At 46.4% G+C, this 14,600-nt stretch carries 12 protein-coding genes, 4 tRNA genes and 2 rRNA genes; 12 read left to right on the plus strand and 6 right to left on the minus strand.

Annotation, left to right across the window (positions count from 1 at the left end):
* Positions 1-47 precede the first annotated feature (47 nt).
* Positions 48-1,094 (minus strand): phenylalanine--tRNA ligase subunit alpha, encoded by a 1,047-nt coding sequence (gene pheS / locus EL633_RS06400; protein WP_126626389.1) that lies wholly within the window; start codon positions 1,092-1,094, stop codon positions 48-50.
* A gap of 489 nt (positions 1,095-1,583) precedes the next feature.
* Positions 1,584-2,987 (minus strand): ISNCY family transposase, encoded by a 1,404-nt coding sequence (locus EL633_RS06405; protein ID WP_126626390.1) that lies wholly within the window; start codon positions 2,985-2,987, stop codon positions 1,584-1,586.
* Between the two features lie 35 nt (positions 2,988-3,022).
* On the opposite strand from EL633_RS06405, the gene EL633_RS06410 reads away from it, so the two are divergent.
* The 6 genes from EL633_RS06410 (at position 3,023) to EL633_RS06435 (ending at position 7,631) form a co-directional block, all read left to right on the plus strand.
* A tRNA-Pro gene (locus EL633_RS06410) sits at positions 3,023-3,099 on the plus strand.
* Positions 3,100-3,310: 211 nt separating this feature from the next.
* Positions 3,311-3,916, plus strand: a complete 606-nt coding sequence (locus tag EL633_RS06415; protein WP_126626391.1) for a hypothetical protein — start codon at positions 3,311-3,313, stop codon at positions 3,914-3,916.
* 494 nt (positions 3,917-4,410) lie between these two features.
* On the plus strand, positions 4,411-5,325 hold the full coding sequence (locus EL633_RS06420; RefSeq protein ID WP_126626392.1) for a restriction endonuclease: 915 nt from the start codon (positions 4,411-4,413) through the stop codon (positions 5,323-5,325).
* Positions 5,326-5,346: 21 nt separating this feature from the next.
* Complete coding sequence (locus EL633_RS06425; RefSeq protein ID WP_126626393.1) at positions 5,347-5,637, plus strand: hypothetical protein; 291 nt, start codon at positions 5,347-5,349, stop codon at positions 5,635-5,637.
* Positions 5,638-5,790: 153 nt separating this feature from the next.
* Complete coding sequence (locus EL633_RS38090) at positions 5,791-5,949, plus strand: type II toxin-antitoxin system HicB family antitoxin (RefSeq protein ID WP_126629360.1); 159 nt, start codon at positions 5,791-5,793, stop codon at positions 5,947-5,949.
* Positions 5,950-6,773: 824 nt separating this feature from the next.
* Positions 6,774-7,631, plus strand: a complete 858-nt coding sequence (locus EL633_RS06435; protein ID WP_126626394.1) for an alpha/beta fold hydrolase — start codon at positions 6,774-6,776, stop codon at positions 7,629-7,631.
* Between the two features lie 692 nt (positions 7,632-8,323).
* Here EL633_RS06435 and EL633_RS06440 read toward each other — a convergent pair.
* The 4 genes from EL633_RS06440 to EL633_RS06455 form a co-directional block, all read right to left on the minus strand.
* Complete coding sequence (locus EL633_RS06440; protein WP_126626395.1) at positions 8,324-9,394, minus strand: class I SAM-dependent methyltransferase; 1,071 nt, start codon at positions 9,392-9,394, stop codon at positions 8,324-8,326.
* A 120-nt stretch (positions 9,395-9,514) separates the two neighbouring features.
* Positions 9,515-10,393 carry a UbiA family prenyltransferase gene (locus EL633_RS06445; protein WP_126626396.1) on the minus strand — a complete coding sequence of 293 codons (879 nt, stop codon included), beginning with the start codon at positions 10,391-10,393 and terminating at the stop codon, positions 9,515-9,517.
* Positions 10,394-10,441: 48 nt separating this feature from the next.
* On the minus strand, positions 10,442-11,002 hold the full coding sequence (locus EL633_RS06450; protein ID WP_126626397.1) for an anti-sigma factor family protein: 561 nt from the start codon (positions 11,000-11,002) through the stop codon (positions 10,442-10,444).
* Positions 11,003-11,005: 3 nt separating this feature from the next.
* Positions 11,006-11,623 carry an RNA polymerase sigma factor gene (locus tag EL633_RS06455; protein WP_161981995.1) on the minus strand — a complete coding sequence of 206 codons (618 nt, stop codon included), beginning with the start codon at positions 11,621-11,623 and terminating at the stop codon, positions 11,006-11,008.
* A 132-nt stretch (positions 11,624-11,755) separates the two neighbouring features.
* Here EL633_RS06455 and EL633_RS06460 point away from each other — a divergent pair, with 132 nt between their 5' ends.
* From EL633_RS06460 to EL633_RS06485, 6 genes are all read left to right on the plus strand, one after another.
* A complete protein-coding gene (locus EL633_RS06460) occupies positions 11,756-12,211 on the plus strand; it encodes a DUF6249 domain-containing protein (RefSeq protein ID WP_126626399.1) in 456 nt (151 codons plus the stop codon).
* 241 nt (positions 12,212-12,452) lie between these two features.
* Positions 12,453-13,939: ribosomal RNA gene (locus EL633_RS06465) — 16S ribosomal RNA — on the plus strand.
* A gap of 203 nt (positions 13,940-14,142) precedes the next feature.
* Positions 14,143-14,216 (plus strand) — tRNA-Ile (locus tag EL633_RS06470).
* Between the two features lie 3 nt (positions 14,217-14,219).
* A tRNA-Ala gene (locus EL633_RS06475) sits at positions 14,220-14,292 on the plus strand.
* Positions 14,293-14,330: 38 nt separating this feature from the next.
* A 5S ribosomal RNA gene (gene rrf, locus EL633_RS06480) occupies positions 14,331-14,447 on the plus strand.
* Between the two features lie 33 nt (positions 14,448-14,480).
* Positions 14,481-14,554: transfer RNA gene (locus tag EL633_RS06485), tRNA-Ile, on the plus strand.
* Positions 14,555-14,600: the final 46 nt, after the last annotated feature.

Here is a 14,600-nt window from a genome sequence, read left to right on the forward strand (position 1 = left end):
AAAGCGCCGCTTATTCTCCACTTTATGCTCCTATCAAGAGCAAGCCACTACAACTGGCGCAGGAAGCGCAGATCATTGCCGGAGAAGAGGCGTATCTCTCCGATACCATATTTCAGCATGGCGATGCGCTCTACACCCATCCCGAAGGCGAAGCCACGATACTTCTTAGGATCATAACCTACATTACGTAATACATTGGGATGGACCATGCCCGAGCCTAAGACTTCCAGCCAGCCGCTATACTTACAGGCACGACAGCCTTTACCATCACACAAACCGCAACTAATATCTACTTCAGCGCTCGGCTCAGTGAACGGGAAGTAGCTACCACGGAAGCGCAAGCGACGCTCAGGGCCGAACATCTCATGGGCGAAACGCTCCAGGCAACCCTTAAGATCAGCCATGGTACATACTTCGTCGACCAGCAAACCCTCAATCTGATGGAACATAGCCTCATGGGTCGCATCGACATCTTCATTACGATAGACCTTACCAGGTACCACAACACGTACAGGAGGCTGTAGCTGCTCCATCGTACGGATCTGCATAGGAGAGGTCTGGGTACGCAGTAGTATCTCTCCTGGAGAGACCCAGAAGGTATCCTGCATATCACGGGCAGGATGATCCGTGGGAATATTCAGAGCCTGGAAATTATGATAATCGGTCTCAACTTCCAATCCCTGCAATACGCTGAAGCCCATGCGCACAAAGATATCCGTAACTTCCTGAATCGTACGTGAAAGAGGATGCATAGTACCCGCGGGCAGCATACGACCTGGCAGAGTCACATCGATACGTTCTTTTTCCAGTGCCAGCAGCAACTCACGCTGCTTTAACTCTTCACGTTTCTCATTTAAGCGGCGCTCTAACTCCGACTTCACAGCATTCATCTTCTGCCCAACGATAGGACGCTCTTCCTTTGACAGTTTTGGCATCACAGATGAAAGACTCTTCAATTCACCGCGATTACGCCCCAGGTAGCGCGTATCCCAATCATCCAGCTCAGCAGATGAATTGATCGGCCCCAATTCCGCGAGCGCCCGCTCGCGTAGCGCATCAAGTTGTCCGAGCAACTGCTCGAGTTGTCCAATCATGCAACCTCCCAAAAAAACAAAAACCGACATTCGTCAACAGGGACGAAGTTGTCGGTATAGCAAGCTCCGTGGTACCACCCGTATTGAATGCAGAGAGAGGTCACACCAATATCTGGTCTTCCACGATCAGCTAATCGTGGTAATACACATGGCGGATAATCTCATAACATTCCACTCGGTTTGATCCAATAACGGTGATCGTCCGGGGCTATCTACTTTACACCAGGAGTTCAATAGCCAGCTCTGGGGTGAACTTCAGCGAAACGACACGCAAAAGGGCTTCCAGTCGGTGGCCCTCTCTCCCTGAACGCATCTAAATGCCTACTCTCCCCATCATCGCCTTTCGCTGCCTCAGCAGCACAATATTTTACGTAATACATTGTAACAGATGAACGGGTAAAAGTCTATCCAATAAAATGCCAGATATTCGCGCCCCAAAGTGCTGTCAAGGTCCATTGAAAATGTCATCCTTTCTGTTCACTCAAAATGTCACTGACGAGATGAGACAACGGCACGCTTTCTCCAGGGATGATTCGCTGGAGGTGTGTGTCCTTTTTTCGGTTGTGCCTTTGTCTTCTCGACGGCTGCAGATGGTTGTGGTGGCTCCTGATGGCGATGATGAATCGGATCAGGAGGCGCTTGACGTGAGGGCACCGACTGTCCTTGGTAGACAATACGTATTGAGCCATCAAACTGTTCGTGAACCATGACTTTACAGCGTGCCCAACTGATTCGTTGCTCATCTGGCAAGAGTTGGATACGCTGTCCTTTGTAGGAAATGGTGTTGTCATTGCTGACTGAGCGTTGCTCTTGCAAACAGAAGCAGTCCTGGGATGAAAGCTCATCCGGCCAGGCTTGCCACGCGACGGTTGACTCTGCTGCGGCGATCGCGAAGCGGGCATTGAAGCGTGGAAGATACTCTTGCAGGACCGCATTGGCTTCTTCCAGCGTGCAGGCCTTGGCCAGGCGCAACTCGCTCACGAGACGATTTTGAAACGTTCCCCAGAGCCGTTCAATACGTCCCTTCGCCTGAGGAGAACGGGCAGCAATGGACGTCATCCGTAATTGCGTAAATAATCGTCCCAACTGCGTTGGCGTTTTCGTTCCACGTAATTGCTCCTCAACGCTCTCGTGCTGGCTCGCATGGTGATCAGAAGCGGGAAACATGGTATGACGATCATGATAGAGGGCCAATGGACGACCGTAGCGTTCAACCATTTGTTGAATAACCTGAAAATAGCCGTGTTGATCTTCATGTTCACGAAAGATGGCTCCGACGACTTTGCCCGTTGCATCATCGATACCGCCAACTAAGCTCAAACGTGGACCACGTTCCTGCAGCCACGCATGAGGGCTCGCATCAATCTGGACCAACTGTCCCTCCTGCCGATATCTCGGACGCCGCAGTCGATGCTTGAGCTTGGGGGCTGGAATCGGTGTGAGGATGCTGGCCTCCTCCAAGATGCGCCTGAGGCTGCTGCGTGAAATCATCACTCCTTCACGTTCTTCAAGTAAGTCACGGAGATGATGTTGGTTGCACCCGGCATAGACCCCTTTCGCTTGCTGCACAATGTGTTCACGCATTGGGTCAGGAATGCGCCGAGGGTTTGCTTTCCCACGATTTTTATGAGCCATAGCTTCGACTCCTTTTTCTCGATAGCTGGCTTTCCATCGGTAGACTTGTCGTTCAGAAACCTGCATCAGTTCGGCCACCTGTTTGATGCTCAAGAGTCCGGCCATGTGCTCATTGAGTCGTTTGATTCGTTGTTGTTCTTGTGAGTTCAGTGTCACTGTCTTTTTTTCCATACTGACATTTTCGCTGAACTCGTCTCTCCTGACAATATCACTGATCCGTAACATTCGCGCCCCAAAGTGCTTGACTTGAATTTTCATTTCTGCTATACTTGTGCCTGTTCCAATAAGAACGGCGGGGTGTAGCGCAGCCCGGTAGCGCACTACAATGGGGTTGTAGAGGTCGGAGGTTCAAATCCTCTCACCCCGACCAATCTATAAGGCCAGAAGCTTTCATCTAAACGAGCTTCTGGCCTTGTTTTATGCCACCTGACAAAAATCACAACTTCTCAAAAAACCACACGTGGGAGCAAAACTGGGGGCAAAACACCTCATATCAAGAATTTAAATTTCTACTTGTATGATACGTACTCACAAAAGTCAAGTAATTATAGTTCAGTTACATGTTCTTAAGGAGGCTGATCATGGAGGATAAACCAATAATGGGCGAATGGGAAGCTTTCGAAGATATCAAAACTTGGATCAATTCTTCTCCGCATCCGTATTTGCGTGGACATTTGTTTCATGGTGTCCTGCAATTTCCAAGTCCTTATCTATTGGCTCATCCTGCTAAACTAAATGAAATTTTAAGATCCAATGCAATCGACCTGGCGACATTTAAGCCAGAAGCATTTCCTTTGATTACTGATTTTAAAGTTAAAGTCACTGTCGACGTGGGGGATTTTTCGCATCCTGAACCTGATTTACGCTTTCGAGCTGCATTCTTAAGTGACTCTTTAGGTGCTCTTGCTGGAGTTGAAGGTGGTTGGCCCGAATCATATTACTCAGAGCCCTTACTAAGAGACCATTTTTGTATTCCTTGGGGGAATTTTGCTCAACCTTACTATGAATTTGATCAAGGATTTGCATTGTTAATCGCTGAAGATGATGGTTTTGTTTACATTTTGGAAGGTGATGATGACAAGATTGGCACTGTGGGATATGAGGTGTGGTTTAAGGTAGAGAGTGAACGTTACTTTTCACAATGGTTACAAGCTATACAACTATGTCACGAACAACTGTGTGAGTAGCTCAAATGCCTTTACTCTAATTAACAAAAATTACCCTTCTCATATGCAGTGGTATTCAATTAAAAAATTACATGATCTTCCAAGGCTAGCATTCAACCATATCAAACTACTTCGTATGGCCTTGAGCCAATTTTTTACCTCCTACTACCATGAAGCCTTAAAGCTACAGAAAATAAACACCTCACAGTGCAAAGTAAAAAATTCTTCTGGTGTGCATTGCCCCAACACAGCATATTGGCAATATAACGGCCTTACTGTTTGTCCAGTTCACATTCAAGTAATTACAGGTAAAAGAAAAGACCAGGCAGCCAACTATCAATCAGAAGAACGCTCAATGGCTTAGCCTTCCTTAATGATTGCTCACTTCTAGATAAGGATCTCTATACAATTAAATGGCAAGCCAATAAGCAATAGACTCCTAGACTCTCTTCATGTTATTATAAGGAACAAAACCTATAAATGTATAATTGTATATAAAAATCGTAGGAGTACATATGGCAGTTCCCGATTATCAAAGTCTTATGCTTCCTCTACTAAAGGTTGCTTCTGATGGAAATGAGCACACTCTCAGTGAGGCAATTGAGCTTTTATCACAACAACTACAACTTAATGAACAAGATCGAAAAGAACTCTTGCCGAGCGGCAAACAGAGAAAGTTCGACAATCGTGTTCATTGGGCCCGAACTTACTTAGTAAAAGCCCTCCTCCTTCAAAGTACAGGAAGATCCAGATTCTGTGTAACAGAAAGGGGCCTGAGTGTACTCAATGGAAATCCGCCTCAAATCAATGTAAAATTTCTTGCTCAGTTCCCTGAATTTGTCGCTTTTAGAGATAATAAAACAAATGGAGAAAGCGATACGCAACAAGAAATCATTGAAAGGACAACCCAAACTCCTCAAGAAATCTTAGAAGCAAGTTATCAGAGCCTCAGGAAAGCGCTAGCTCAAGAATTGCTTGAACGCATCAAGAACAATCCAGCAAAGTTTTTTGAAAGCCTTGTTGTCGACTTGCTTATTGCAATGGGATATGGAGGTTCAAGAAAAGATGCGGGTCAAGCGATTGGTCAAGCAGGAGATGGTGGTATAGATGGCATCATTAAAGAAGATAAATTAGGGCTTGATGCAATCTACCTTCAGGCAAAAAGATGGGAAAATACAGTGACCAGGCCCATTGTCCAAGGATTTGCCGGAGCGCTCATAGGACGGAAAGCAAGAAAAGGCGTTTTTATAACCACCTCAAACTTTTCACAGCAAGCCATTGATTATGCAAATGGAATTGATAACTTAAAAATTATCCTTATTGATGGAGAACAACTAGCTCAATTAATGATTGATCATAACGTTGGTGTGGCAGAAGAGTCAAGATACATTCTCAAGAAAATAGATTTGGACTACTTTAGTGAGGAATAGCAATAAAGGAAACAACGAGTAATGGAACTGTTTGAGAATATTCTTGAAGATTGCCAGAAGCAAGTTGCCCAGGGAGCTTCTCAAGAGAAGATTATTGCAAACTTGTATACACAAGGCGTAAACATTATCGAGTCCATGAAAATTATCAGAGAATTGTACCATATTCCACTTATCGATGCTAAGCGCATTGTGAGAGCTCATCCTGCTTGGGCATCCTTCGTCCAGAGTTGGGATCCAATTCTTGCGGCCTTTATCGAGGAAGTAGAAGAGGAGTTAGCAATGGAAGCAAAAGAGAGTTCTCATGACTCATAGAAAAAGTATAGCCAATCTCCCTACGAGGTTAAACGGGGATGATGCACAGAAATATCAAATCAAAGATGTACGAGACGCCCTCAAAAAGGTAGGTGAAGAGCTATGAATCCACAACATTATTCACTCCTTATTCAATGGGATGAATAAGGCAAAATCTATGTCGTCACTGTGCCTGAACTCCCAGGAGCAAAAACACACGATAAAACACAGGAAGAAGCCCTCAAAAACGCTTATGAAGTCATTGAATTATGGCTAGAAACTGCCAAAGCGTTAGGCTGGAATATTCCCAAACCTCAAATTATAGCAGCATAGGAAAAACTCAAGAAGCTATTAGAAAAAGCGGAAAGCAACCACACTCATTAAGGCTTCTATGGAATGCAACCCATCTACAAAACTGGAAGCAGAACCTATATATATAATTCCTCTTCTCCCAGCGCCTCTTTTCTGCTTTGTTTGCAATCGCTTTCCCATAGGCGTCACCTCCTTTGACTACTGAACCGTATACCTAACAGAGCTTTCCGCTCATTTTTCTGTGAAGGAGCACGGCAAAATCCATGTTGAATAAGAAATTATCAGTAATTACAGTCCTGTTTTTATTGCTCGCTTTGATTTTTTATGTGCTAGCCTTTTTCTATCCTGAAGGGCTCTACTGGCGTTATGCAGGAATAGTGTTTTCACTCTTGGCTAGTATTACAATAGGGTACAATCTCTATCTCAGCCTTAAAAAGCGCTAATCTTTTACTTGTGTGATATGTGCTTATAAGGGTCAAGGGAAGGCACAGGAGGCTTGCACGTCGTTCAGGCGGGAACCCCTATCCATCTGCTGTATACAAGCCAGCCCCCAAAAACGCCTCTTATCTGCTTTGATTGCAATCGCCTTCCCCATAAGCCTCAACTCTATTACTTTTTGATACGTGCTAAAAACAGGTTTTCATTAAAAACTAAAAAACGTATATTTGAAGGAGCGACATGTTTTATATACCTTCACTCAGTTTGATCTATGTGATAACAACAACAATACTAGCTATTGCTTGCCTCATCATCTGTGTAGTCTTTCTAATATTTCGCTCTAACCACAAATAACGTCTCCTTCTTGTTTTGTGTGATTATAGGCTTATAAGAATCGAGGTTTTATCATGGGCAAGGAAGCAGTGCCTCACTATACGGCAGCGTTCGCAGCTATTGATGGTACGCAGATTTATTATGAAGTAGCGGGTAGTGGTCATCCATTAGTGCTTCTGCATGGACATGATCCTCTCGATCATCATTTCTGGGAGTTGCAGTTCTCCTACTTCGCTCAGCACTATCGCGTACTTCGTTTTGATCCTCGTGGATATGGCAAATCTCCAGCATCCACTCAGCCATATAAGAGAACGGTTGATCTGTTTGCTCTTCTTCAAAACCTTGATATGCAATCTGCCTATGTCTTAGATGTAGGTGCACGTTCATCGTTAGCATTTATTCATGAGTATCCCAAAGCAGTTGATGCCCTCGTACTTGCATCACCTATGTTTCGAACCGCCAAATCTTTTGCAGATGCCTTTAAAGGGCTTCCTACTATTTTGCAAGAATTTCAACCATTGATACAGCCAATGAAGCAAGAAAATTACCGTGAGGCTGGCGAGTTATTCCTCAAAATGCTGAAAATTAATCCATCTACGTTATCTACCGAAACCTATCAATGGCTGGCTGCTTTAATGGAGGAAGCCATCCCTTCGATGAAGCATCCCCCAAAAAGAGGGTTGACAAACCTTAAGGCATTAACACACCAATTGCAATGGAATACAATGATTCATGTCCCAACGCTGATAATTGAAGGTGAATATGCTCCTGACATAATTCGTGCTACATGTCGAGACCTTGAGCAAACCCTTCCCAACTATACGAAAAAGACTATTCCAAATGGTCATATGCTGATCAATATTGAAAATCCTACAGATTTTAATTGTTGTGTACATGAATTTCTGCAAACAATTCCAAATAGTGCACTCTAATGGTTCAATAGGACAGCCTAAAAAGCAGTAATACTTGCTTTTAATATTTAATCAGGAGCTTTTCTATGATTCGGTCTACTAAAACTCTAGGGATAATTTTAACTATAGGTAGTATATCCAACACTATTCTTTGGGCTATTATTGTGATTAACCTTATTATAAACAGAAACTTCTTCTGGTTATGGACAGTCATTCCAATGGGCATATTGGGGCTCGTCACCGTGGGTATAGCTATCTATTTTCTCTCTTCGAAGAAGCTAAACCGTTCATAAGTTCCTACCTCAAAAAAGGAAATCAAATTATGCGTACTATTTTTGATATAGTGATGTTCATACTGAGCCTGATAGTTGTTGTTATTTGTTGCGGGTTATTCACTTATGGACTCAGAGACTTACGCAAACAGCGCTCTCAAGGCATACACATACACTGGTATCAACACTCTACAATTTTAATGAGCATAGGATTGCTCTTTTCTATTGCGTCTCCAATAGCCAGCGACCTGGTTGGTTTTTTAGCAAGAAATAAAGTAATATCGGATAATGACGTATTTTTGTTCATGCCACTTATCCCATTGGTCTGCGCCCTCATAATATATGGTTACATCCTTTATTTAAATCTCTCAAAGTTTAAACGCTCATAGAAAAGAAGCGAGGGTCGATTTTTCCCTCGCTTCTCTGGTAATATGGGTGTAATCAGCGTTTCTTGACGGCGCTGATCAGGGTGGCGCCGGGGGTGAGCAGGCGATGCTCGCGTATGTTCTCCATGCCGCACTCTTCGAGCCATGAGCGGACTTCGGAGAAGGGATAGCAGGTACCGCCGACAATGGCCATGGTCAGAGCCATCAGTTGGACCATCTGGTTGGCGAGGCGTGAGTAGGAGCTCTGCTCGGTGACCTGGTCGACATAAAAGATTTGTCCGCCGGGCTTGAGGCTGCGGGCAACTTTCTTTAATAATTGCAGATTCTGCTCTGGCTGTAGTAGATGGGCGATTTGGAAGTAGAAGGCTGCATCAAAGGATGCACCAAACTGCTGGTCAAAGTCGTCCTTGATGATGTCCCCGCAGACAAAATTCATGCGCGCCTCCAGGTGCTGCTGTTTAGCGGTGCGTAATCCAGCTTCGATGCCTGGTTGGATATCCAGGATGGTGGCCTGCAATTTAGGATATTTACGACAGAGCAGAGCACTATAAGCTGCGTGTGAGCCTCCTACATCCAATAGAGTAGTAGGACCATGTGGAAGCTTGATCTTGCGGATCACTTCGCCTCCCAGGGTGATGGCTAGCGCGGCTAAGCCTGCATAGTGCCTGGCTAATGCACGCTGCATCTCGGGATCACTGGCATCTTCATCATAGGGCATACGCATGGATTGCTTGTTGGTACGGATAGTTTCCGGTAGATGTTTCCAAATATCTACGATATCTGGACTGTGAATAATATAGGGCGCCACTGAAACAGAGGATTTCGAGGTGAGCCAGCGCTTTGCCATACGGGAATTGCGGTAGAGTCCTTTTCGTTGACGCACATAGCCAGCACTTACCAGTATATTTAATAAAAGCTCTAATGCTTGTGGATGGCATTCCAGGTGCTCAGCTAAAGCGTTCAGGGAGAGAGCTTTCTTGGTAGCCAGCACATCAAACAGGCCCAGTTCGCAGGAGGTCACAACCACCTGGGCGATACCAGGTACCAGTGGTGTATCAAATAAAGGGATTGGTAAGAAATTAAAACGGGACAAGACAGTGTCGAGCAGGGACAAACGTAACGGCATAAAAAAAGACCTTTCGTCAAACACACATGATCCATTTTATTTAGAGGCCACAGATATCATACGTATCAAGAAGACCACAAGGAACAGGCTTGATCTTTCTCTTGCTGCTTCAAAAATCTATCAGACAAGTAAGGTACTTGCCAGCCAGCCGCTCGCCAGTACCAGGCATGTGCCTACGACTAGCAGAAAATAGCGTTTGCCCCCACCGGGCGTATTTAAGCTTGTGGACTGAAAAATGATTAGTCCGCTGCCAATGATCACCAGGCCTAAAGTGGCCCATAAGAGTATTGATTGCACATGAACGATATTGGTCAAGGCAAAGCAAGCCACCAGCAAGGCTGCTAACAATATCAAGAGAGGACAGATAAAGCGTGTACGCCTTTCGCCCAGCACTACAGCGAGCGTACGAGCATGGTTGGCGGCATCTTCGGCAATATCGGGCAATGAGTTGGCTAGATTTAAAGCAACTCCTAGCAAGGCCGCTACAGGAATCAGGCAAAAGATGAAGGGTGTCATATTCCCGACCGCCACATAGGCATAGACAGGAATGAGCGGGATTGCCACGGCAAAGACAATGCCGCTCCACGGCGTTGATTTGAGTCCCAGGTTGTAGCTCTGACCCAGCAGCAAGTAGAGGGTTGAGATCAAAATAGCTAGCCAGTTGAGGGGTAGAAGGAGAAGATACATGAGGACGATCCACGCCCAGCCAAAGATCAGGGCTTCACGCGGAGAGACGATGCCACGGGCAAGCGGTTTATCGCGCTTACTGACACTATCCAGTTCCCGATCACAGTAATCATTGAGGACCGCAATAGAGCATTGCATAGCAAGATGAGCCGCGATAATCAGAAATAGTGTTCCCCATACAAGATGAGGCCAGGCCGCCAATAAGGCAAATATTGAGACGGCCAGAGTATGGAATAGTACAGGACCAGGATGACACAGGAAAAAAAAGCCTGGTATTTTACTGCCAGGCTGCTGCTGCTTAAGGGCTCCCATCTTACCTGCCTCCCTTATAAAGCATGCTTTATGTAGTACTGGTGTAATCTACCAGACGGGTAAACGATCAACCACGGCTCGATACCATTGATCACGCATATCAGATCCAGCTACGGCCAGCGTAATCCAGACGCCCAGCAGGGTTCCAAATACCCATAGACAGGCCATCAAAGTATTCAGATTCGTGGTCACAAGGGTATTCCAGATAGAGAACAGGAACAGAGATATAGGATCATGTCCATTACCAATGGGCAATCCCGCCCGAGTGGCTGGCTGATTTAAGATGATTACAAACATGGTAATAGTAGCTAGTATAATCGCAACAATCATCTCGGAGAGTGAAAGGCGCAACGGATGCACTTCCCGTTTCTGGGTTCTCACCTGCTGAGAGCTAATGGCCACTTTTTGCATGATATTTACGGTCAGGTTAGCCGGTTCCGCCACCATTTCCATATGTTGCAGCGACTGCTCAATCTCCTCTAGCAGAAAATATTCTCGGCAGCAAGAGCGGCATGTCGAAAGATGCGTTTCCAAGGCACGTGTTTGTGCCAGAGTTAACTGCTTATCAAGATATAGTTGTAATTGATGGGTTGCTTTTGCACAATGCATTGACTATCCTTTCGCTTTCCACTCTTGATCAAACGCTTCAAGACGTGCTTTCAGCAAGTTACGCGCACGGAAAAGATGCGTTTTTATTGTTCCAACAGGCATAGTCAATATTTCGGCCATTTCTTCATAAGTCATTTCTTGCAAATGTCTCAACACCAGAACAATGCGATACTTGGCAGGCAGGGTTGAGATATGCTCACGCACAACCTCCTGCCGATCATGTGCTTCGATTTCGGCACCGATACGCTCATCGCTATCAACCGTTTCTGCCTGGATCGCAGCCTGCAATGCCGTATCCCGTTTGCGTTGTTCTAGTTGTTTTAAGGCACAATTATAAGCAATTCGATGCAGCCAGGTTGAAAATCTGGCATCGCCACGAAAAGAAGGCAAGCCCTGCCACGCAGCAAGAAATGTATCTTGCGTTACCTCGTTCGCTTCTTCATACTGCTGAAGCATGCGATAAACAAGATTAAACACCCGTCGCTGATGCCGCTGGACAAGAATCGCAAAGGCTTCTTGATCCCCTGTCTGGCTTGCAGTAACAAGCGCAGCATCATCCCGTTCAGCAGGTGCAGAATTTATATTTGGAAGCGGTATTCCAATACTGTGTGGTGGCTGCAATAGATACTCACTCATCATACTATATTAGAGACACGATTAAATCGATAAGTTTCACCAATTCGGCGAAACTTATTTTGCTATTCATGGTATCTTATCATACAGAAAGTTTTCTGTATAAAGAGGTAGCCCGAAATGTCTTACAATGTTTTAGCACTTTTGATCGGATGGCTCGTCGCCATGGCCATCTTCCTGGGATTTATCATCCTGCTCCGCTATATTCAGTATCGGGAACGCATGGCCATGCTCAGTCACGGCATTCGTCCAGACATGTCGCGTCGACAACGTCGCAGTCGCGGTATTCTGCGCGCTGGCTTGATTACAATGATGGTTGGAGTAACCTTGCTGATCGGTTTATATCCCCTTGGCTTCTTACTCCCAACCGAATTTACCTCTACCCCCCTCCACATCGGACCCTGGCTCCTTCCAGGCCTTATTCCATTTGGTGTTGGCTTAGCATTAACGGGTAGCTATTATTTGGAACAAAACGCACAGGGAGAACCAGAAGCACAAAACGATCGTGATACTCAAAATAACGAGGAAAGCAATATCATTCCATTAAATGAGCGCAAAGAAGGGCCCCTTTCTTGATTTTTTGGGATTTTCCAAAATTCGTGTAAAAACGCTTGACAGAAGAGCCAGTCAGTGTTAATATCTCTCTTGCGCCCGACAAGAGATTGCGAGGCGCTTACATAGCGCAAGCAACTGTAAGAACATGAACAACTGAAGAGTGGTAAGGAAACAGTAAGATATAAAGCCAGTCAATTGCTTTGATAAGCTTGCTTGAACAAGAATAGTAAATCTCTGTAGAGGGATTTGCATATATAAAAATTGGATGGCGAGTTTGATCCTGGCTCAGGATAAACGCTGGCGGCGTGCCTAACACATGCAAGTCGAACGCTCTGCGCAAGCAGGGAGTGGCGGACGGGTGAGTAACACGTGGGCAATCTACCATCAGGTGAGGAATACCGGCGAGAAATCGCCGACAATACCGCATACGCTCTTTCGCGAGGAAGAGCAAAGCTCGTAAGGGCGCCTGAGGATGAGCCTGCGCTCGATTAGTTTGTTGGTGAGGTAATGGCTTACCAAGACTGCGATCGATAGCTGGTCTGAGAGGACGATCAGCCACACTGGGATTGAGAACGGCCCAGACTCCTACGGGGGGCAGCAGTGAGGAATTTTCGTCAATGGGGGCAACCCTGAACGAGCAACGCCGCGTGCAGGATGAAGGTTTTCGGATCGTAAACTGCTTTTCTCTGGGACGAGAACGGACGGTACCAGAGGAATCAGCCCCGGCTAACTACGTGCCAGCAGCCGCGGTAATACGTAGGGGGCAAGCGTTGTCCGGATTTATTGGGCGTAAAGCGCACGCAGGCGGTCAGATCAGTCTGGGGTGACAGTCGTCGGCTCAACCGACGAAGTACTTCGGATACTGTCTGACTTGAGGGCTTCAGAGGGACACGGAATTCCGGGTGGAGTGGTGAAATGCGTAGATATCCGGAGGAACACCGATGGCGAAGGCAGTGTCCTGGGAAGTACCTGACGCTCAGGTGCGAAAGCTAGGGGAGCGAACAGGATTAGATACCCTGGTAGTCCTAGCCGTAAACGATGACCACTAGACGTTGGGGGTATCGACCCCTTCAGTGTCGCAGTTAACACAGTAAGTGGTCCGCCTGGGGAGTACGGTCGCAAGATTAAAACTCAAAGGAATTGACGGGGACCCGCACAAGCAGCGGAGCGTGTGGTTTAATTCGATGCAACGCGAAGAACCTTACCAAGGCTTGACATGGATTTGCACCAGCCGTAATTGGCTGTCCCTTCGGGGCGGATCCACAGGTGCTGCATGGCTGTCGTCAGCTCGTGTCGTGAGATGTTGGGTTAAGTCCCGCAACGAGCGCAACCCCTGTCGTTAGTTGAATTTCTCTAGCGAAACTGCCATTTTAAAATGGAGGAAGGCGGGGATGACGTCAAGTCAGCACGGCCCTTACGCTTTGGGCGACACACACGCTACAATGGTCAGGACAAAGAGTCGCGAACTCGCAAGAGGGAGCCAATCTCGTCAAACCTGGCCTCAGTTCAGATTGGAGGCTGCAACCCGCCTCCATGAAGTTGGAGTTGCTAGTAACCGTAGGTCAGCACACTACGGTGAATACGTTCCCGGGTCTTGTACACACCGCCCGTCACACCACGAAAGTTGGCAACACTTGAAGCCGCTGGGCTAACTCGCAAGAGGGGCAAGCGTCGAGGGTGGGGTCAGTGATTGGGGTGAAGTCGTAACAAGGTAGCCGTACCGGAAGGTGCGGCTGGATCACCTCCTTTCTAGGGAGCTTTGATGGGTGTCTTTCTTTCAAAGAAAGACGTTTATGCTCATCACACTTCCAGGTCGGTCTTACTTTAACAAGTAAGAGATCTATAACGAGCTTGTCAAAGACTGGTTATTTGACTGCTCGCCTTACCACTCTTTAGTTGTTCGGGTTCAACCAGTAACAACTATGTAAAAATTGATACATACCGCAACATGCGGGCTTTTAGCTCAGGTGGTTAGAGCGCAGTCCTGATAAGACTGAGGTCCCTGGTTCGAGTCCAGGAAGGCCCATTTGGGGACGTAGCTTAGTTGGTAGAGCGCCGCCTTTGCACGGCGGAGGTCAGGAGTTCGAATCTCCTCGTCTCCACTCAGGATTATCTCATCCGCGTTTGTACACGCGGGTGGCATGGTGACTTTAGCGAAAGGGAAACACCCGTTCCCATCTCGAACACGGAAGTTAAGCCTTTCAGCCCTGATGATACTACGTGGGCAACTGCGTGGGAAAATAAGACGTCGCCATTCCACCCGCTTGTATAAACCAAACGAGTAATATGCGGGCTTTTAGCTCAGGTGGTTAGAGCGCAGTCCTGATAAGACTGAGGTCCCTGGTTCGAGTCCAGGAAGGCCCACTTTAAAAGAGGTGACAGCAATGTGGCTGTTTCCTCTTTTTTTTAT

Origin of the sequence: Dictyobacter alpinus, from assembly GCF_003967575.1 — a bacterium.
Lineage (GTDB): Bacteria > Chloroflexota > Ktedonobacteria > Ktedonobacterales > Ktedonobacteraceae > Dictyobacter > Dictyobacter alpinus.

Bases quoted from the DNA above. Each gene is read 5' to 3' on its own strand.
- EL633_RS06415 (WP_126626391.1), top strand. From the start codon at position 3,311: ATGGAGGATAAACCAATAATGGGCGAATGGGAAGCTTTCGAAGATATC.
- EL633_RS06425 (WP_126626393.1), top strand. From the start codon at position 5,347: ATGGAACTGTTTGAGAATATTCTTGAAGATTGCCAGAAGCAAGTTGCC.
- EL633_RS06445 (WP_126626396.1), bottom strand. From the start codon at position 10,393: ATGGGAGCCCTTAAGCAGCAGCAGCCTGGCAGTAAAATACCAGGCTTT.
- EL633_RS06435 (WP_126626394.1), top strand. From the start codon at position 6,774: ATGGGCAAGGAAGCAGTGCCTCACTATACGGCAGCGTTCGCAGCTATT.
- EL633_RS06420 (WP_126626392.1), top strand. From the start codon at position 4,411: ATGGCAGTTCCCGATTATCAAAGTCTTATGCTTCCTCTACTAAAGGTT.
- EL633_RS06450 (WP_126626397.1), bottom strand. From the start codon at position 11,002: ATGCATTGTGCAAAAGCAACCCATCAATTACAACTATATCTTGATAAG.
- EL633_RS06405 (WP_126626390.1), bottom strand. From the start codon at position 2,987: ATGAAAATTCAAGTCAAGCACTTTGGGGCGCGAATGTTACGGATCAGT.
- EL633_RS06460 (WP_126626399.1), top strand. From the start codon at position 11,756: ATGTCTTACAATGTTTTAGCACTTTTGATCGGATGGCTCGTCGCCATG.
- pheS (WP_126626389.1), bottom strand. From the start codon at position 1,094: ATGATTGGACAACTCGAGCAGTTGCTCGGACAACTTGATGCGCTACGC.
- EL633_RS06440 (WP_126626395.1), bottom strand. From the start codon at position 9,394: ATGCCGTTACGTTTGTCCCTGCTCGACACTGTCTTGTCCCGTTTTAAT.